Genomic DNA, 17579 nt, shown 5'->3' on the forward strand with positions numbered 1-17579 from the left:
GCGGAAGTTCCAGGCGTTCAGACAGACCGCGCAGTACCGCGAAGCCGTGGCCGCCGCCCGCAGGCAGGGCGGCAGCATGAGTGCGGAGGAGATCGACGGTTTCCTGCGCGGCTTTTATGCCGAGGAGTACCTGGGGCGACAGGAGCTGACTTCAGTGCACCCCTATCGCGAGCGGCCCAGCCGCTGCGCCAGGCCCGACCAGCGGCTGGCGTGGCGCGACAGCGCCGCTTCGATCACCGCCGCGTCGCCGGCCACGTGCACGGCGTGGCGCGCGCGGGTGATGCCGGTGTAGAGCAGTTCACGGCTGAGCACGCGGTTGTCGCGGCGCGGCAGTTGCAGCCACACCTCGTCGAACTCCGAGCCCTGCGCCTTGTGCACGGTCATGGCGAAGGCGCTCTCGTGCGCGGGCAGCGCCGCCGGGTGGAACGGGCGCGGATCGTCCGGATCGTCGCCGGGGAACCAGGCGGTGGTGCCATGGGTACTGCCCTCGCCGCGCAGGCAGATGCCGACATCGCCGTTGAACAGGCGGTGGCGATAGCTGTTCTCGGTGACCAGCAGCAGGCGCCCGTGGAAGTGCGCGGCGGCGCCCCGCGCGGTGCCGCCGGCGAGCAGTTCCTCGATGCGCGCATTGAGCCCGCGTGCGCCCTGCGGGCCTTCGCGCACGGCGGTGAGCAGCCGCAGGCGCCCGGCCAGGGCCAGGGCCTGCGCCGGCGTCTGCGCGCTCGCCAGCGCCTCCCAGTAGCGCTGCAGCGGTTCGCGCCAGGCCTGCAGCGGATCGTCCTCGTTCTCGTGGAAGTGCACGCCGGGCAGTTGTGCGTCGCGCAGCAGCGACAGCGCGCGCGCGGCGTCACCCTCGCGCATCGCCGCGGCCAGTGGCGCCAGCCGCAGCGCCTCGCTCTGCCGGTAGCCCCGCTGCAACTGCACGCGGGTGCCGGCAAAACCGCTGGCCGGGGCCGCGACCGCCGCCGCAGGCAGGCTGCCCAGCAGGCCCTGCAACGCCTGTGCGTCGTCGGGCGCGATGCGTGTGCCGTCGCCGGCGGCGCGCAGGATCGCGCCGAGCACGTCGCCGGCTTCCACCGAAGGCAGCTGGTCGGGATCGCCCAGCAGCACCAGCCGGGTACCGCTGGCCACCGCCTCGACCAGCTTGGCCATCAGCGGCAGGTCGATCATCGATGCCTCATCGACCACGAGGGTGTCGTATGGCAGCGGGTTGTCGGCATGGTGGCGGAAGCGCGGCGAATCCGGGACCACCCCCAGCAGGCGATGCAGGGTGGTGCCGGTGGTCGGCAGCTGCGCGCACAGCGCCGGGTCAACGCCCTGCTGTGGCAGCTTCTGCACGGCATTGCGCAGGCTCTCGGCCATGCGCTCGGCGGCGCGCCCGGTCGGCGCGGCCAGGGCCACGCGCGGCGGCGCGCGGCCGTCGGCATGGGCCTGCGCGGCCAACAGCACCAGCAGCCGCGCAATGGTGGTGGTCTTGCCGGTGCCGGGCCCGCCGGTGACCAGCAGCAGGGCGTGGCGCAGCGCCAGCGCGGCAGCGCGCGCCTGCTGGTCGCCAGCGGCGGGCGCATCGGCCACGGCCGACTGCGCGAACAGATCGCCCTGTGCCGACGCCACGCCTGCCGCGGCATCCACGGTGCCCGGAAACAGCTGCGCGAACAGCGGCGCCAATGCCGCCGGATCGGCCCGCTCCAGCGGTGCCTGGCCGATGCGCTGCAGGCCCAGCGCCAGCCGCCGTTCGTACTCGCGGTAACGGCGCAGGTACAGCAGCCCGTGTTCCCAGGCCAGCGGCGCCTGCGCGGCCTCGGCCGCATCGTCATGCGGCTGCGCCACCCAGGGCGAGGCCTGCAGCTGGGCGATCCACGCCTGCGCGTCGGGCCAGGGCAACGGCCCCTCGAGCAGCCGCGCCGGTCGCGCCGGGTCGAACCCGGCATGGCCGTGGGCGACGGCCAGCGAGGCCAGCGCGGCGGCGGCCAGCACCGCGTCCGGGGTGTCCGGATCGAGCCGGCGCAGGCTCTGCGCCAGGGCGTGGTCGAGCGCGCGCAGCACGCCGGCCTTGCTGAGTGCGGCCAACAGGCTCATGCGCGGTCTCCCAGGCGCGCCAGCATGGCCGCGTGGGCGTCATCGCCGCCGGCGAACAGCGCGTCCAGCGCATGCACCAGTTCCGCCGCGAAGACATGCGCGTATACGCCCGGCGACGGCACGCGGGTCGCGTCCAGGCCACGGCAGAACAGGTAGCGGATGCCGCCGAAATCACGCGCGTAGTCGTAGCCGCCGCCAAGCCGGAAGCGCAGCCAGCGGTGCAGCGCCACGGTATAGATCAGCGCCTGCAGGTCGTACTCGCTGTGGCGCATGGCCACCTCCAGTTGCGCCGCGGCGTAGCCGGGCAGGCGGTTGGACTTGTAGTCGAGCACGTACCAGCGCCCATCGCGCAGGTAGGTCAGGTCGATCTTGCCGGTCATCAGTCCTTCCAGGCGGCCACGCGCGCCGAAGCCGTGGCGGCCGCGCACCACGCCATGCGCGTGCAGCACGCGCAGCAGTGCCGGCACCGCGGTGGGCTGCATGGCGAAGTGGAATTCGATTTCGGCGCGGCGCTCGCCGGGCCCCAGCGCATGCAGCGCGCCGCCCTCGGGCAGGGCCACGGTCAGGGTCTGGCCGACCAGCGCGGTGAGCAGGGCCACGCCGTCGTCGATGTCGGCCTCGGCATAGCCTTCGGCGCGCAGTGCCGCGGCAATCACTCCGGCCTGCCCCGCAGGCGCGTCGTCGCCGGGCCGCCAGCCGCTCCAGGCGCCGAACTCGGTGGTCTCCAGCGCCGCGTGCAGCACGTTGCCGAAGCGGCTGCCGGCGAAGCGCGGATCGAACGCATCCTGCGCCACCGCCGGATCCTGCACCGCCTCGTCGGCGGCCTGCGGCGGCTCGTCGGCGGCACCGCCGCTGTCCTCGGTGGCCGCGGCCGCGGTGTCGTGGCCGGCCTCGGCGTGGGCGAGCTGGGTGAAGCTGTACACCCACCAGTCCTGCGACAGCGCGCGGCGCACGCTGCGCACCGACGGCAACGCCGGCTCGCGCACGGGCGCCAGGCGCGGTGGCAGCGCGTCCGCGCCACCTTCGACGATGCGGATGTCGGCATGCGCGGCCAGGCGTTCCAGGTCGCCGAGCATCGGCCCCAGCTGCGAGCCGGGCAGCCCCGCCAGCGCGCCGCCGGCGATCCACAGCGCGTGCTCGGCGCGGGTCAGGCCGACGTACAGCAGGCGCGCGGCTTCGGCCGCGTCCTCGGCGGCAGCCTGCTGGCCGACAGCCTTCCAGTCGGCCGCGTCCTTGTCGATCTTCCAGTGCAGCACGCGCCGCTCACCGTCGTGCACGATGCGGTGGGCATCGGTGGCCGGCGCGCCGCCGTCGATGCCGACGAACGGCAGGTAGACCAGCGGGTACTCCAGGCCCTTGCTCTTGTGCAGGGTGATGACCTGGACCCGGTGCGCATCCGATTCCAGGCGCAGCAGCTGGGTCTCGTCGCCGTCATCGGCATGGGCGATGCGCGCCTGCAGCCAATCCAGCAGGCCATGCAGGCCGATGCTGCGGGTGCCGGCCTCCTGCAGCAGTTCGCCCAGCTGCAGGTAGTTGGTCAGGCGGCGCTCGCCGTCGACCAGCGCCAGCAGGCGTTCGGCCTGTTCCGCGCACAGGTCGGACAGCATCGCCAGCACGCCGCCACGCTGCCAGCGCTCGCGCCATTGCAGCAGGCGTTCCTGGTGCGTGCGCTGGCGCTCGCCATCGTGTTCCATCGCGGCGATGCCGGCGGCGCTTTCGCCCAGCAGCACGGTGGCCAGCGCCGCACGCAGGCGGCCTTCGTCGGCCGGCTGCAGCAGCGCCAGCAGCAGCAGGCGCAGTTCGTGCGCCTCGGCGGTGGAGAACAGGCTGTGGCGGCCGGCGGCGACCGCCGGGATCGCCGCCGCCGCCAGCGCCTGCTGGATGCGCGTGGCCTCGCGGTGCGAGCGCACCAGCACGGCGATGTCACCCGGGCGCAGCGGGCGACCATCGACCCGCGCCCTGTCCTGGCGTGCGGCGGACAGCACGCGGTGGATGTCGGCCACGCAGGCCAGGGTGGCGGCGTGGCGCGAGTCGTCGGCCTTGAGCGGCTTGCCGTCGGCATCGGCTTCGATCAGGTGCAGGGTCAACGCCGGGGCCGGGGCGCCATCGAGCAGGTAGTCGGCATCGCCTCGCTTGCTGCCGGCCTGCACCGGTTCGAAACGGATCCGAGGATCGACGAAGGCACGGTCGCCGGCGTTGGCGTACAGCGCGTCGATCGCGCGCAGCAGGCCGGGGCGCGAGCGGAAGTTGTGCGCCAGCCGCGGCGCCTCGGCGGCGCGTTCGCGGGCCTGCAGGTAGGTATGCACGTCGCCGCCGCGGAAGCCGTAGATGGCCTGCTTGGGATCGCCGATCAGGAACAGCGCGGCAGTGGCGGGCGGTTCGGCGAACACCCGGCGGAAGATGTCCCACTGCCGCGGGTCGGTGTCCTGGAATTCGTCGACCAGGGCGAAGCGGTACTGCGCACGCAGGCGTTCGGCCAGCGCCGCGCCGGCTTCGCCGTCCAGCGCCGCATGCACGCCGTCGATCAGGTCGTCATAGGTCTGCACGCGGTACTGCTGCTTGTGCCGTGCCAGGCGCTGGCGGGCTTCATCGCGCAGCGCATGCAGCAGGGCGATGGACTGCTGCATGCGCCACTCGCTGAAGCGTGCCTGTGCCTGCGCGTAGTCGGCGATCAGCGGCTGCAGCGGCGACACCGGGGTGCTGCCGGCCTTGGCCTTGACGGTCCTGGCGGTGAGCGCGTCGAGGGTCAGCCGCTGCAGCCGGTCATCCAGCCCGGCATCCGGATCCGGATGCCGGGCCCACTGCAGCAGTTGCCGGAACAGCGGTTCGATCCACTCGGCCTTGTAGCTGCTCCTGTTGAGCACGCCGCCTTCCAACGCGGCGCGCAGCTGGTGCAGGTACGCCTCGCCATGCGTGGCCAGCCCGGCGGCAAGGTGCCCGGCGGCGGCATCGCGCAGCGGACGGGCATCGTCCAGCGGCGCCGGCGGCAGCGTCGGCAGCAGCGGCAGGTCGGCGACCAGCACCGGCAGGTCGGCCGCCAGCGCGTCCGGGCTTTTCCACAGGCCGGTCAGGGCCGCCAGTACATCGGCGCGGGCGGCATGCTGGCGCCACAGGTCGGCGGCGAGCCCGGCGTGGAGCTGGCGGGTGTTGGTCAGCAGTTCCGGCGCGGCGAAGCTGTGGCCGCTCTCCAGCGCGTGTTCGGCCAGCACCCGGGTGCAGAAGCCGTGGATGGTGAAGATCGCCGCCAGGTCGGTTTCCTCGGCGGCGATGCGCAGGCGCCGGGCCAGCTGCGCGGCGGTTTCCGTGCCCTGCTGCAGATGGCGCTGCAGGATGGCGCTGGTCAGCGCGGCTTCGTTGCCGTCGCCCGGCCCCGGCACGGCGTCGGCCAGCCGCGCGGCCAGGTCCAGGCGCTCGCGGATGCGCCGGCGCAGTTCCTGGGTGGCCGCGTCGGTGAAGGTCACCGCCAGGATCTGGCCCATGCGCAGGTTCTGCTCCACCACCAGGCGGGTGAACAGGGTGGCCAGGGTGAAGGTCTTGCCGGTACCGGCGCTGGCCTCGATCAGGCGCAGGCCGTCCAGCGGCAGGTCCAGGTACGGGTCGGTCGCAAGCGGCGCGGCGCTCATGCGCGGTCCTCGCTGCCGGCCGGCACCCGGGCCTCGCGCAGTGCGGTGAACACCAGCAGGCTGTTGTGGATAAATCTGTTGGTAGTGGCTGGATCGGCGAACGGATCGGCGCCGCGCAGCGCCAGCTGCAGGGCTTCGCCATCGCGCTCGCCCCAGCTGCGCTCGCTGCCATGCCACTTCTCGCGCGCGGTCTTTTCGCGTGCGTCCGGATCGGCGTTGTAGATCGCCCAGCCGGTGTACGGGGCAAACGGCAGTGGCGCCTGCAGCCCCTGCCAGCGCAACTGCAGCAAGGCTTTGAGGGCCGACCTGGCCTGTTCAGCGGATGGCGGCGGCAGGACGTGCGGACCGAAACCGCCATCGCCGGCATCAATGAACTGCAGCAGGGGCAGTGGCACGCCGGCGGCATTGGCCAGCAGCCAGTCCAGGCCGCTGCGCAGCACCCAGGCCACGCCCGGCGCACCGGCCTGCAGGCGTGGCAGTCCCTGTGGATGGATCTGTGCGATACGACCGTGAACGATGCAGTCGTCGATCGCCACTTCCAGCCGCTGCGACTGCAGCGGCGTGCCGTCGTACCACTGCGCGAAGCTGTCCGCGCACGGGCGGATGCGGCCCAGCAGCTGTTCGAACTGTTGCCGGCCGAGCGCTCCGGACGGCAGCAGCGCGCGCGCGCGCAGGCGTGCGTACAGCCCCTGCTCGCGGCCCTCCAGCAGCGCGGCGAGCACCTGCTGCTGCAGCGTGCCGTGCTCGCGCCCGCGTTCGGGCAGCACCAGCGGTTCGACATCGTCGCTGGCCTCGATCTCGCCCCCCAGGCGCAGGCCCAGGCGCTGTTCGAGGAACTGCCCGGCCGGATCGGCCAGGAAACGGCGCAGCGCATCCAGCGACACGCCGGGCTCGCGCAGGGCAGCGGGCAGCGGCGCATCCAGCACGCCGGCCGACCACGGCGCCAGCTGCCGGCGCTGGCCACCGACCGCGCCGGCGGCCGGGTGCCACTGGCGGCGATAGCTGAAACGCCGTGGCTCGCCGTCGCCACCGAACGCGGCCGGGGCGAAGGGTTGCAGCGGATGGCGCACGACCATGGCGTGGCGCGCGGCCGCCGGATCGGCGTGGCAGGCGGCCACCGCATCGATCAGCTCACTGACCAGCACCGAGGGCTCGCGCACGCTGCCGTCGCGCGCGTCGGCACCGAGGTAGCTCAGGTAGAACACGTCCTGCGCCGAGGCCAGCAGCTGCAGGAACAGGAAACGGTCGTCCTCGCGCAGCGAGCGGTCGCCATGACGGCGACGCGCGGTGCCGAGTTCGGCGGTGAGCCGGCTCAGGCCCGCGGCCGGGTCGCGGCGCGGGAAATCGCCGTCGTTCAGGCCCAGCACGCAGATCGCGCGGAACGGCAGCAGCCGCATCGGCACCATGCGGCCGAAGCTGACGCCGCCGGTGAGCAGCGGCGCGCGGGTGTCGGCCTCGGACAGCACCGCGGAAAAATGCGCACGCACCACTTCGGCCGGCACCGGGGCCTCGAAGCCGGCGCGGGCGGCTTCGCCGGCGAACTCGTCCACCAGCTTGCGCAGGCGTTCGAGCGCGCGCTGGGTGGACGGCTCGGCCGGGGCGTCCGGCAGCAGCGCGGCCAGCAGCCCGAGCAGGCGCTCGCGCCACTGCGCCGGAGGCAGCGCCTCGGCCAGCGTCTTCTGGTGGCGGGCGAGCACCCGCAGCAGGCGGATCAGCGCATCGAGCGCGGCCAGTGCGCTGCCCTCCAGCTCCGGCCACGGCGCGACCCCGGCCAGGTCGTCATCGCTGCCGCTGGCGTGCCCGAGCAGCAGCCGGTCCAGCGCGAACTGCCAGGTGCAGGCGTCGTCGGCCGGCGCCTGGTGCTGGCCGCGATGCGCCGCATCCAGTCCCCAGCGCGCGCCGGCGGCCTGCAGCCAGCCATGCAGGCGCTCGAACGCGGCCGCATCCAGTCCGGCGGCGGCGGCCAGCGGCGGGCTGGCCAGCAGGTCGAGGATCTCGTTGACGCCGAAGCGCGAGACCGGCAGCCCCAGCAGTTGCACGAACACCTCGGCCAGCGGCTCGTCCTGCAGCGGACTGGCATCGGCCAGCGCCCACGGGATATGGCCCTCGCCGCCACCGCGGCCGCCGAACACCGATTCCAGGTACGGCACGTAGGGGTCGATGTCCGGCGCCAGCACCGCGATCTCGCGCGGCTGCAGCGGCGGGTCGAAGCGCGGATCGTCCAGCAGCGCGCGCAGCTGGTCGTGCAGCACCTGCATTTCGCGCAGGCGGGTATGGCAGGCGTGGACCTGCACGCTGGGGTCGTCCACCCGCAATGCCGGGCGCAGTGGCGCCGGCGGCCGCGCGCGGCGGTGGAACAGGTCGGCCTGCAGGCGATGCAGCAGGCTGTCGCGCAGGCCGCCCTGGTCCAGCATCGGCCCCTCGCGGAGCTCCGGATCGGCATAGGCGGCGATCTCGCCGGACGGGTGCACCACCTCGTAACTGCCCAGCACCGCCATGAAGTCGCGCCCGGCCGCGCCCCAGGCCTGCAGCAGCGGGTTCTCGCCGGCGGCGCTGCCGAACGGGTCGTCGATGCCGCCGCGCAGCCGCTCGGCCAGGGTCTGCAGGTCGCCCCAGTAGGCGCGCGTCGGCGTGGGCAGGTAGAAGTGCAGCGTGCCGACCCGTGCCTGGGTGGCGATCACCCGCAGTACGTCGGGCGAGACGTTGAGCGTGGCGAAGGCGAACAGCCGCGACGGCAGGCCGCGCGGCAGCGGCTGGCCAGCGCCCTCGAACCGCGCCAGGTAGTCGTTGATGCGGCGTGCGCGGTGCTGCTGGCCACCGGCGATGTGGCGCCACAGGATGGCCTGCGGGTCGGCGGCGTCGGCGCCGGCCTCCCAGCGCAGCAGCCAGTCGCGGCGCCAGGCCTGGTACTTCTCGAACACCCCGCCCAGTTCGGCGGCCAGCGACCACGCCCGCAACGGGTCGTCGCCGCCGGGCGCATTGCCGGCCAGGTAGGCGCGCAGCGCGGCCATTGCCGGCTGCCGCATCAGCGCCGCGTCGGTCAGCGCCACGTACAGCCGCCAGTGCAGCCCGGCCGCGCCGAGGTCGTCCTGCTCGCCGGGCACGTTTTCCTTCAGCGCGCGGGCGACGAACTCGCCGGGCGTGAGGAACTCGAGGTTGGCGGCGATGCCGTACTCGGCGGCCAGCGTGGACTGCAGCCAGCGGCGCATCGCCACCTGCGGGATCAGCACCGTGTCGGCCGCCAGCAGCGGCCGGCCGGGATCGGGCTCGCGCAGCGCATGGGCCAGCAGCGAGGCAAGCACGTCCAGGGCGTTGGAGTGGTAGAGGCGGAAGTCCGCGGAGGCGTCGGGCATGGCCGCGCCATTGTGCCGGAGCGGCGTCGCGTTGACTGCGACGCGCGCGGGCGCGACGTGGACGTGGCGGTGATCGGCGGTGGATGGCGCGGGTCGCGTGGCGTCCGCCACGGACGCGCGCACGCGCCGCCGCTGCGCGTGTGACGACACCAGGGAGACTGGGCGTTCCGCGCATGGTCACTGACGCGCGCCGCCGGTACGGCGACAATACTGCACGGTCCAGTTCTCTTTTGTTCAGGCGGACCCGATAATCCTGCCACGTTGGTTTTCCGTTAAAGGCCGCCATGTCCCTTCCCCGGACACCCCTGGTGCAGTTGTCCGACGTCCGCATCGACCGCGGCGGGCGCACGATCCTGCGCGACGTTTCGCTGGACGTGCCGCGTGGCAGCATCACCGCCGTGCTCGGCCCCTCGGGCACCGGCAAGTCGACGCTGCTGGCGGCGCTGACCGGCGAGTTGCGCCCGGTCAGCGGCCAGGTGCGCCTGTTCGGGCAGGACATCCCGCAGGGCAACCGCGCGCTGCTGGAGATGCGCAAGAACATCGGCGTGCTGCTGCAGGGCAACGGCCTGCTGACCGACCTGACGGTCGCCGAGAACGTGGCCCTGCCGCTGCGTACCCACACCCGCCTGGCCGAGCCGGTGCTGCAGCGCCTGGTGCGGATGAAGCTGCACGCGGTGGGCCTGCTGGCCGCGGCCGATGCGTGGCCGCGCGAACTGTCCGGCGGCATGGCGCGGCGCGTGGCGCTGGCCCGCGCGCTGGCGCTGGACCCGCCGCTGATGATCTACGACGAGCCGCTGACCGGGCTGGACCCGATCGCCTCCGGGGTGATCATGAGCCTGATCCAGCGCCTGAACCACAGCCTGGGGCTGACCAGCGTCATCGTCAGCCACCACGTGCACGAGACCCTGCCGATCTGCGACCAGGCGCTGGTCATCGCCAACGAGGGCATCGTGTTCTCCGGTACGCCGGAGCAGTTGCAGGCCAGCAGCGACCCGCTGGTGCGGCAGTTCCTGCACGGCCAGCCCGATGGCCCGATCCCGTTCGATGCCGCCCCGCGGCCGAGGGTTGCCTGATGCCGTTCGTTTCCTCGATCCGCTCGCTGGGCCGCGCCGGCCTGTTCTCGCTGACGGTGCTGCGCGGCTCGCTGCCGACCCGCGACTTCCTGGCCGAGCTGACCCGCGAGATCTACAAGATCGGCGCGCGCTCGCTGCCGATCATCGCCGTGGGCGGTGCCTTCGTCGGCCTGGTGCTGACCCTGCAGGGCTACCGCACGCTGACCACGTTCGGCGCCGCCGACGCGCTGTCCACCCTGCTCGGGCTGTCGCTGTACCGCGAACTGGCGCCGGTGCTGACCGCGCTGCTGTTCATCGGCCGCGCCGGCAGTTCGATCGCCGCCGAGCTGGGGCTGATGCGCGCCACCGACCAGATCAAGGCGCTGGAACTGATGGCCATCGACCCGGTGGCCAAGGCGGTGGCGCCGCGCTTCTGGGCGGCGGTGCTGACCGTGCCGCTGCTGACCGGCGTGTTCTGCTCGCTGGCCATCACCGGCGGCTGGTTCGAAGCGGTGAAGGTACTCGGCCAGGACAACGGCACGTTCTGGTCGGGGCTGCGCAACAGCGTCGATTTCTGGGACGACTTCGCCGTGGCCCTGCTCAAGTCGGCGATCTTCGGCGGCACCGCGGCGCTGGTGGCGGCCTACGTCGGCTTCCATGCCGAGCCCACCATCGAAGGCACCTCGGTGGCCACCACCCGCGCGGTGGTAAACGCCTCGCTGCTGGTGCTGATGTTCAACTTCGTGCTTTCCGCACTGATGTTCCATTGATGCCAATCCCTGCCGGGGACCCGCACGTTCCGGTGCGGGGATCCGACGAACAACCCGCTTCGCCGGCACCGGCGAGGCACCTGCTGGATCAGGAGTGAGACAACAACATGGCCATTCGTGGACCTCGACTCGAATTCTCCGTCGGCGCCTTCCTGCTGCTGGCGCTGGCGTCGCTGCTGGTACTGGCGGTGGCGTCCACCAACCAGCGCTTCGGCATGGGCGGCGGCGACTACGTGCTCAAGGCGCGCTTCAGCCAGGTCGGCCAGCTGCGCCCGCAGGCGCCAGTGAAGGTAGGCGGGGTGACCATCGGCCAAGTGGCCGACATTCAGCTGGACCCCGCTAGATACGACTCCATCGTCACCCTGTCGCTGGACGGAAAGTTCAAGGACCTGCCCGCGGACACCTCGGCCGGCATCTTCACCAGCGGCCTGCTGGGCGAGAGCTACGTCGGCCTGCAGCCGGGCGGCGATCCGGACGTCCTCAAGTCCGGCGACGAGATCGTATTCACGCAGCCGGCGGTGGACCTGATCCAGCTGGTCGGCAAATACATGTTCAGCGGCGGCGGCAACAACGCCACCGAGTCCACCCCGGGCCCCCACCCGACGCCCACCAAGGAAGAACCGTAATCATGAAAACCCGACTGCTCACCACCGTGCTCGCCGCGGCCCTGCTCGCCGCGGCCCCGTCGCTGGCGATGGCGCAGGCGCAGGCACGCCCGGCGACCAGCGCCGCGCAGCCTTCGGCCGCCGCGCGCACCGTGCTCGACGCCAGCTCGCGCATCCTGTCCGCGCTGGAAACCCGCCGCAGCGAGTTCCGCGCCAATCCGACCGCGCTGCGCGGCTTCATCGACGGCGAGCTGAGCCGTGGCTTCGATCGCGACTACGCCGCCCGCCTGGTGCTGGGCGTGCATGGCCGCGGCGCCGCCGATGCCGACGTGAAGCTGTTCGCCGACGCGATGGCCGACAACCTGATGGCGCGCTACGGCTCGGCCCTGCTCGATATCCAGGGCAAGCCCAGCTTCCGCTTCAAGGGCGAGGCCCCGTTGCCGGGCAACCGTGGCGTGAAGGTGTCCACCGAACTGGTGCGCGCCGGCGCCGAACCGACCCCGGTCGAGTACCTGATGCGCAACGTCGGTGGCCAGTGGAAGATCTTCGACGTGATGATCGAAGGCATCTCCTACGTGCAGACCTTCAAGAACCAGTTCGACGCCCCGCTGCGGCAGAAGTCGATCAAGGACGTTGCGGCGGAACTGCGCAACGGCAGCATGCAGGCCACCGCGGGCCCGGCACCCCGTGGCAAGTGACGCCACCGCGCGCGTCGAAGGCGACGCCCTGCACCTGGCCGGCACGCTCGACCGCGCCGCGGCGATCGCGCTGTGGCCGCAGCTGGCGGCGCTGGCCGGCCGGCTGCGGCGGCTCGACCTGAACGCCGTCGAGCGCGTGGACAGCGCCGGGGTGGCGCTGCTGGCCGAGCTGTCTGCACGCATGCGTAGCAATGGCGGCGCTACCATCGTCGGTGCCCCGGTGGGCCTGGACGAGCTGCGCGCGGCGTACCGGCTGTCGCCGGACCTGGATTTCAACGCCTCATCGGGCGAACACTGACATGAGCCTCTTCCGCACCCTTCCCCTTCTGGCTGCCGTGCTCCTGCTGGGCGCCTGCGCCGGCAAGCCCGTGCGCGCGACCGCACCGCCCGCCAGCGCCAGCGTCAGCGCCGAGCAGCCCGGCTGCGCGGACCCCGCCGCCTGCGCGGGCGCGCCGGCAACCGCACCGGTACCGGCGCCGGTTGCCGACGCGGCAGCGCAGCCCGCCCAGGCATCCGGCGACACGGTCGCGGGTACCCCGGCGCAGGCGAGCACGCCCAGCCCGGCCGCGGCCACCGACGCCGAGGATGACTTCGCCGCGCTGTACGGCACCCCGGGCACGGAGGCCGGCAAGGGCGGCGATGGCGCCGCGCCGACCTACGATCCGTGGGAGAAGTACAACCGCCGGATGCACCGCTTCAACCTGGCGGTGGACCGCGGCATCGCCCGCCCGCTGGCCACCGCCTACGTGCATGTGGTGCCGCGCGTGGCGCGTACCGGGGTCAGCAACTTCTTCAGCAACCTGCGCTTGCCGGTGACCATGGTCAACCAGCTGCTGCAGGGCCACGCCGACGACGCCTGGGACTCGCTGGGCCGGTTCCTGATGAACTCCACGCTCGGCATCGGTGGCCTGTTCGACCCTGCCAGCAAGGCCATGGTGCCCCGTCGCAGCGAGGATTTCGGGCAGACCCTGGGTATCTGGGGCTGGCGCCAGTCGCGCTACGTGGAGCTGCCGTTCTTCGGCCCGCGCACCGTACGCGACGTGTTCGGGCTGGCCGGCGACGTACCGTTGTCGCCGCTGCGCCGGGTGGAGATGGACACGCTGCGCGTCGGCCTGCAGGGCCTGCAGCTGGTCGATACCCGCGTGCAGCTGCTGTCGCTGGACGACATCCGCGACAACGCGGTGGACGAGTACGCGCTGACCCGCGATGCCTGGCTGCAGCGGCGCAATTACCAGATCGAGAAGGACCTGCGCCACGACCGCCGCCGCCACGGCGACGACGAGCAGACCACCATCCCGGTCGATGCGATGCCGATGCCGGACTGGGGGCGCTGAGCGCGCTGTCGGCGATGGATGGAAAAAAGCCCGGGGAAATCCCGGGCTTTTTTTTCTGGACCGGAGCTCAACGGCCGTCCGGGCGCGGGGATGCCTGGAGCACCAGCAGCAGCGTGGCCAGCGGGCCCAGCAGCAGCGACAGCAGCCCCCAGTTCATGCCACTGCGTCCCTTGCCCTGGGCGAGACCGGCGTTGATCAGCGCCAGGGTGAACCAGCCGACCGCGAACCCACCGGAATTGCCTGCAGTCATCCTGCGATTGCCTCTTCAGTCTGTTGCCCGGCGCGGGTCACGGCTCAGGCCGCCAGCGCGGCGTCGATCGCCGCGCGCAGGCCGGCATCATCGGCGGTGGTGTCCGGCGAGAAGCGGCCGATGACCTGCCCGTCCCTGCCGACCAGGAACTTCTCGAAGTTCCACAGGATGCCCGGCGCGGGGTTGGGTTCGATGCCGAAACCAACCAGCTTCTCGCGCATCGGGCCTTCGCCGGTGGCCACCGGCTGCGCCGCGATCAGCTGCTGGTACAGCGGATGCACGTCGGCACCGGCGACGCTGATCTTGGCGAACATCGGGAAGGTCACGTCGTAGGTCAGCGAGCAGAACTGACGGATCTCGTCCTCGCTGCCCGGCTCCTGGCCGTTGAAGTTGTTGGCCGGGAAACCCAGCACTTCCAGGCCGGCGTCCTTCTTCTCGCGGTAGAGTTTTTCCAGCCCTTCGTACTGCGGCGTCAGCCCGCACTTGGAAGCGACGTTGACCACCAGCAGCACCTTGCCGGCATGGTCGCCAAGCGAGGCCGGGGTACCGTCGAGGGTGGTCAGGGGGATGTCCTGGATGGCGGTAGCCATGGGGGTTCCTGTGGTTGGGGAGGCAGCCCAAGCATATCCCGTCCCACGTCTATCCCTGCCGCAAATTCGCCGACGATCCTGGCGCAGGCCTCCGGCTCGGCCTGCAGCAACAGATGCGGACCTGCCACTTCCACCGTCCGACAACGTGGTATCGCTGCGCTCATCCGCTTGCCCGGATCGCGCTGGAGCAGCTTGTCGTCGCTGGCACGCAGATCGAGCACGGGCACGGCGATGGCGGCGCATCGCGCCAGCACGTCGACCCGCAGCGCGATGGCGGCGCGGAAACGCAGGACACGGGGGGAAACCTGGCGCAATGCATCCCGCAGCGCGGTCTCAAGCGCTGGCGTCGCCCAACGCCCGTAGAGCCACCAGGACAGCAGCATCGATGGCGGGAGCGGGAAGGGAACGGCATGCAGCAATGGGGCAAACGTGCGCAAGAAGGGAACCGGCGCGGTTGCGAACGTAGTGGAAAGAACCAGGCCCCGCAGGTTGGCGGGCGGGTCTGCGGCAATGGAAAGCGCAACAGGTCCGGAGAAGGATTCGCCCAGCAGCACAAACGGCTTGTCTGGCAATGCAGCCCTGGAGATAGCCTCCAGCTCGGCATAATCCAGCGGCCGGTGCGGGGGATACGCCACAACCTCAACGGAGTCAAACCACGCCGCAGCGGCCTCAATGAATGCCGTGTGCAGTGTTGCCGTTCCGTCCAGACCGGGAAGGATGAGCAATGCGGTCATTTACATTCTCCATCGATGCCGCTGCCGGGTACCGGGCATCCGCGATGCGGTGCGACGCCGCGGATCTTCAGTCCGTTGCGGTGGCATCGTCCCCCGTCATTCCGTCGGTCAAGGCGCGCACGCTCTCCGGCTGCAGCTCCGGCGGCAGCGCCTTGCGCGCCTTGCTGCCGAGCTCGGCGAGGCGGCGGGCGCGGTTGGACACCGACTGCGGCGACTCGGTGAGGCGGTTGCGCGCCTGGGCAAAGGCCTTGCCCGCCTCCTCCAGCTTCCTGCCGACCATGTCGAACTCGGCCAGGAAGGCGACCAGCGCGTCGAGCACCTTGCCGCCGGTGTCGCTGATCTCCAGCGCCTGGCGCTGTACCTTGTCGCGCGTCCACAGCCGCTCGGTGACGCGTAGCAGGGCCATCAGCGTGTTCGGCGAAGCGAACACCACGCGACGATCGAAGGCATAGGACTGCAGGTCCATGTCCACGCCGAGCGCGGCCGAGAGCGCGCCTTCGATCGGGACGAAGGCGATGGTCACGTCCAGCGCATCGCCGCCGATGGCCTTGGGGTAGTTCTTGTCGCCCAGGTCCTTGACGTGCTGGCGCAGGCCGACGGCATGGCGGCGCAGGGCCTCGTCCTGCTGCTCGGGCGTAGCCGCGTTCATCGCCTCCTGCCAGGCGATGAGGTTGACCTTGCTGTCGATCACCACCGCGCGCTGGTCGGGGAAACGCACCACCACGTCCGGGCGCAGGCTGTCGCCCTCGTCGGTGGTGGCATGCGCCTGCCGCTCGTAGTGGATGCCTTCTTCCAGGCCGGAACCGCGCAGCACGTTGTCGAGCATCAGCTCGCCCCAGTCGCCGCGGACCTTGGCGCTGCCCTTCAGGGCGCTGGTCAGGGCGGCGGCCTGCGCCGCCATGTCCTGGTTGAGGGTCTTGAGCTCACCCACCGCGCCGAGCAGGCTGGCGCGCTCGCGCGCCTCTTCGCCATACAGGGTGTCCACGCGCTGCCGGAACTCGCCCAGCTTGTCGGCGAACGGCTTGAGCAGGGTCTCGATGTCGGTGCGCGACTGCCCGGTGGCCAGGCGCACGTTCTTCTCGAACTGCTGGCCCTTCTCGTCGAACACCTTGGCGGCCAGTTCGGTGAAGGCGCCGGACAGGTTCTCGCGCGCCGCGCCGATCCAGTCGCGCAGCTCTTCCTGCGCCTGCCGCGCATGCTGCAGCTCGGCCTGCAGGCGCGCGGCGCCGGCCTGCGCGGCGTGCAGGGCCTGGCGCTCGCGGTCCAGGGCCGCGGTCAGTTCCGCCAGCTGCGCGCGGGCGTCGGCCAGGGCCGCCTCACGCTCGGCCAGGCGCACCGCGGCCTCGGCCGATTGCGTGGCTTCCCGTTCGATGCGCTGGTTCATGGCGGCCAGCTGCCGGGCCTGCTCGGCCTGTTCGCGACGCTCGTGTTCCATTTCCGCAGCCAGCGATTCCAGCCGCCCGCGCAGCTGGCCGGCGTCGATGGCGGCGGCGTTGGCGCGCTGGCGTTCGGCGTCCAGGTCGTGGGCGAGCGCTTCGGCGTGCCCGTTGCCGCCGGTACGGCGGAACAGGAACACCAGCAGCACGATGACGGCCAGCAGCAGGCCGGCAAGGATCAGGGTTTCGGTTTGCATGGGACAAAGTGTAGCCCCGCGCGTCTCAACGGCTGCGCCGCTTCTGCGATCATGTGCGCCCCCACGCGCATTCCCCCCGCCATGAAGCCGTTGCCGCCGTCCCGCCTGTTGCCGCTGTCGCCGGTTGCGATGGCGGCGCCTCGTACCCCGGGCCGGGCCACTGCAGCGGCGGCGTCCGGCGGCGAGCCGGCGGTGCGGCGCGCCTGCTGAGCCGCACGGGACCAACACCATGCCGTGGATGGGCATCAACGACCTGGGCACCTTCGTGGTGGCCGTCATCCTGTTCCTGATGCTGCCCGGGCCGGGCACCTTCACCCTGCTCACCGCCACCGCGCGCGGCGGCGTGCGCGCCGGCTACGCGACGCTGGCCGGGCTGATGCTGGGCGACCAGATCCTGATCGCCATCGCCGCCACCGGCGTGGCCGCGCTGCTGAAGGCGCACCCGCTGCTGTTCGCCGGACTGCGCTACGTCGGCGCGGCCTACCTGGTCTGGGTCGGCCTGCAACTGCTGCGCGAACCGGCCGCCGTGGCCGGCGCGACAGCGCAGCAGTGGGGCCGGCGCTGGTTCCGGCAGGCGTTGCTGGTGGGCGTGCTCAACCCCAAGGCGATCCTGTTCTACATGGCGTTCTTCCCGCTGTTCATCGACCCGGCCACGCAGCGCGGCGCGTTGACCCTGGGGCTGATGGCCGGGTTGATCGCGGTGTTGAGCGTGGGCTGGTGCTCGGTGCTGATCTTCGGCGGCCAGTTCATCGCCCGGCGCCTGGCCGGGTACCCGCGGGTGGGCGTGTGGCTGCGGCGCGCGGTCGGCGTATGCTTGATCGCATTCGGGGTACGGCTCGGACTGGAAGGCTGAGCCCC

14 protein-coding genes are annotated in these 17579 nt (G+C 71.9%); 7 read left to right on the forward strand and 7 right to left on the reverse strand.

What is annotated here, in order from left to right; translation table 11 throughout:
• Positions 1-162: 162 nt before the first annotated feature.
• The 3 genes from recD to recC are packed head-to-tail and all read right to left on the reverse strand — an operon-like array spanning position 163 to position 9055.
• Entirely contained in the window at positions 163-2079 is a 1917-nt protein-coding gene (gene recD / locus F0P95_RS03470; RefSeq protein ID WP_182335712.1) for an exodeoxyribonuclease V subunit alpha, read from the reverse strand.
• Positions 2076-5702 carry a UvrD-helicase domain-containing protein gene (locus F0P95_RS03475; protein WP_182335713.1) on the reverse strand — a complete coding sequence of 1209 codons (3627 nt, stop codon included), beginning with the start codon at positions 5700-5702 and terminating at the stop codon, positions 2076-2078. The genes recD and F0P95_RS03475 overlap by 4 nt, the downstream gene beginning before the upstream one ends.
• A complete protein-coding gene (gene recC / locus F0P95_RS03480) occupies positions 5699-9055 on the reverse strand; it encodes an exodeoxyribonuclease V subunit gamma (RefSeq protein ID WP_182335714.1) in 3357 nt (1118 codons plus the stop codon). Before recC ends, F0P95_RS03475 begins: the two co-directional genes overlap by 4 nt.
• A gap of 284 nt (positions 9056-9339) precedes the next feature.
• On the opposite strand from recC, the gene F0P95_RS03485 reads away from it, so the two are divergent.
• From F0P95_RS03485 to F0P95_RS03510, 6 genes are all read left to right on the forward strand, one after another.
• Positions 9340-10128 carry an ABC transporter ATP-binding protein gene (locus F0P95_RS03485; protein WP_182335715.1) on the forward strand — a complete coding sequence of 263 codons (789 nt, stop codon included), beginning with the start codon at positions 9340-9342 and terminating at the stop codon, positions 10126-10128.
• Positions 10128-10877: an MlaE family lipid ABC transporter permease subunit gene (locus tag F0P95_RS03490; RefSeq protein ID WP_054668497.1), complete on the forward strand. Its 750-nt coding sequence runs from the start codon at positions 10128-10130 to the stop codon at positions 10875-10877. The genes F0P95_RS03485 and F0P95_RS03490 overlap by 1 nt, the downstream gene beginning before the upstream one ends.
• 107 nt (positions 10878-10984) lie before the next feature.
• Positions 10985-11503: an outer membrane lipid asymmetry maintenance protein MlaD gene (gene mlaD / locus F0P95_RS03495; RefSeq protein ID WP_054668498.1), complete on the forward strand. Its 519-nt coding sequence runs from the start codon at positions 10985-10987 to the stop codon at positions 11501-11503.
• Between the two features lie 2 nt (positions 11504-11505).
• Positions 11506-12180, forward strand: coding sequence for an MlaC/ttg2D family ABC transporter substrate-binding protein (locus tag F0P95_RS03500; RefSeq protein WP_182335716.1), 675 nt, complete (start codon positions 11506-11508; stop codon positions 12178-12180).
• Positions 12170-12478: an STAS domain-containing protein gene (locus tag F0P95_RS03505; RefSeq protein ID WP_182335717.1), complete on the forward strand. Its 309-nt coding sequence runs from the start codon at positions 12170-12172 to the stop codon at positions 12476-12478. Before F0P95_RS03500 ends, F0P95_RS03505 begins: the two co-directional genes overlap by 11 nt.
• Position 12479: 1 nt before the next feature.
• Positions 12480-13514, forward strand: a complete 1035-nt coding sequence (locus tag F0P95_RS03510; RefSeq protein WP_182335718.1) for an MlaA family lipoprotein — start codon at positions 12480-12482, stop codon at positions 13512-13514.
• A 67-nt stretch (positions 13515-13581) separates the two neighbouring features.
• On the opposite strand, the gene F0P95_RS03515 is transcribed toward F0P95_RS03510, so the two are convergent.
• From F0P95_RS03515 to F0P95_RS03530, 4 genes are all read right to left on the reverse strand, one after another.
• The gene (locus tag F0P95_RS03515) at positions 13582-13764 is read right to left on the reverse strand and encodes an antitermination protein NusB (protein WP_182335719.1); all 183 of its coding nucleotides are present in this window, start codon (positions 13762-13764) and stop codon (positions 13582-13584) included.
• Between the two features lie 44 nt (positions 13765-13808).
• Positions 13809-14354: a glutathione peroxidase gene (locus tag F0P95_RS03520; protein ID WP_182335720.1), complete on the reverse strand. Its 546-nt coding sequence runs from the start codon at positions 14352-14354 to the stop codon at positions 13809-13811.
• Positions 14324-15088: an alpha/beta fold hydrolase gene (locus F0P95_RS03525; RefSeq protein WP_182335721.1), complete on the reverse strand. Its 765-nt coding sequence runs from the start codon at positions 15086-15088 to the stop codon at positions 14324-14326. Before F0P95_RS03525 ends, F0P95_RS03520 begins: the two co-directional genes overlap by 31 nt.
• Before the next feature lie 67 nt (positions 15089-15155).
• Entirely contained in the window at positions 15156-16721 is a 1566-nt protein-coding gene (locus F0P95_RS03530) for a DNA recombination protein RmuC (RefSeq protein WP_182335722.1), read from the reverse strand.
• Positions 16722-16950: 229 nt separating this feature from the next.
• On the opposite strand from F0P95_RS03530, the gene leuE reads away from it, so the two are divergent.
• The gene (gene leuE / locus F0P95_RS03535; protein ID WP_182335723.1) at positions 16951-17574 is read left to right on the forward strand and encodes a leucine efflux protein LeuE; all 624 of its coding nucleotides are present in this window, start codon (positions 16951-16953) and stop codon (positions 17572-17574) included.
• The last annotated feature ends 5 nt before the right edge of the window (positions 17575-17579 follow it).

Origin of the sequence: Stenotrophomonas acidaminiphila (genome assembly GCF_014109845.1) — a bacterium.
Lineage (GTDB): Bacteria > Pseudomonadota > Gammaproteobacteria > Xanthomonadales > Xanthomonadaceae > Stenotrophomonas > Stenotrophomonas acidaminiphila.

Coding starts and splice junctions, on each gene's coding strand:
- F0P95_RS03475 (WP_182335713.1), bottom strand. CDS start 5,702: ATGAGCGCCGCGCCGCTTGCGACCGACCCGTACCTGGACCTGCCGCTG.
- mlaD (WP_054668498.1), top strand. CDS start 10,985: ATGGCCATTCGTGGACCTCGACTCGAATTCTCCGTCGGCGCCTTCCTG.
- recD (WP_182335712.1), bottom strand. CDS start 2,079: ATGAGCCTGTTGGCCGCACTCAGCAAGGCCGGCGTGCTGCGCGCGCTC.
- F0P95_RS03515 (WP_182335719.1), bottom strand. CDS start 13,764: ATGACTGCAGGCAATTCCGGTGGGTTCGCGGTCGGCTGGTTCACCCTG.
- F0P95_RS03525 (WP_182335721.1), bottom strand. CDS start 15,088: ATGACCGCATTGCTCATCCTTCCCGGTCTGGACGGAACGGCAACACTG.
- F0P95_RS03510 (WP_182335718.1), top strand. CDS start 12,480: ATGAGCCTCTTCCGCACCCTTCCCCTTCTGGCTGCCGTGCTCCTGCTG.
- F0P95_RS03500 (WP_182335716.1), top strand. CDS start 11,506: ATGAAAACCCGACTGCTCACCACCGTGCTCGCCGCGGCCCTGCTCGCC.
- F0P95_RS03530 (WP_182335722.1), bottom strand. CDS start 16,721: ATGCAAACCGAAACCCTGATCCTTGCCGGCCTGCTGCTGGCCGTCATC.
- F0P95_RS03490 (WP_054668497.1), top strand. CDS start 10,128: ATGCCGTTCGTTTCCTCGATCCGCTCGCTGGGCCGCGCCGGCCTGTTC.
- leuE (WP_182335723.1), top strand. CDS start 16,951: ATGCCGTGGATGGGCATCAACGACCTGGGCACCTTCGTGGTGGCCGTC.
- F0P95_RS03520 (WP_182335720.1), bottom strand. CDS start 14,354: ATGGCTACCGCCATCCAGGACATCCCCCTGACCACCCTCGACGGTACC.
- F0P95_RS03485 (WP_182335715.1), top strand. CDS start 9,340: ATGTCCCTTCCCCGGACACCCCTGGTGCAGTTGTCCGACGTCCGCATC.
- recC (WP_182335714.1), bottom strand. CDS start 9,055: ATGCCCGACGCCTCCGCGGACTTCCGCCTCTACCACTCCAACGCCCTG.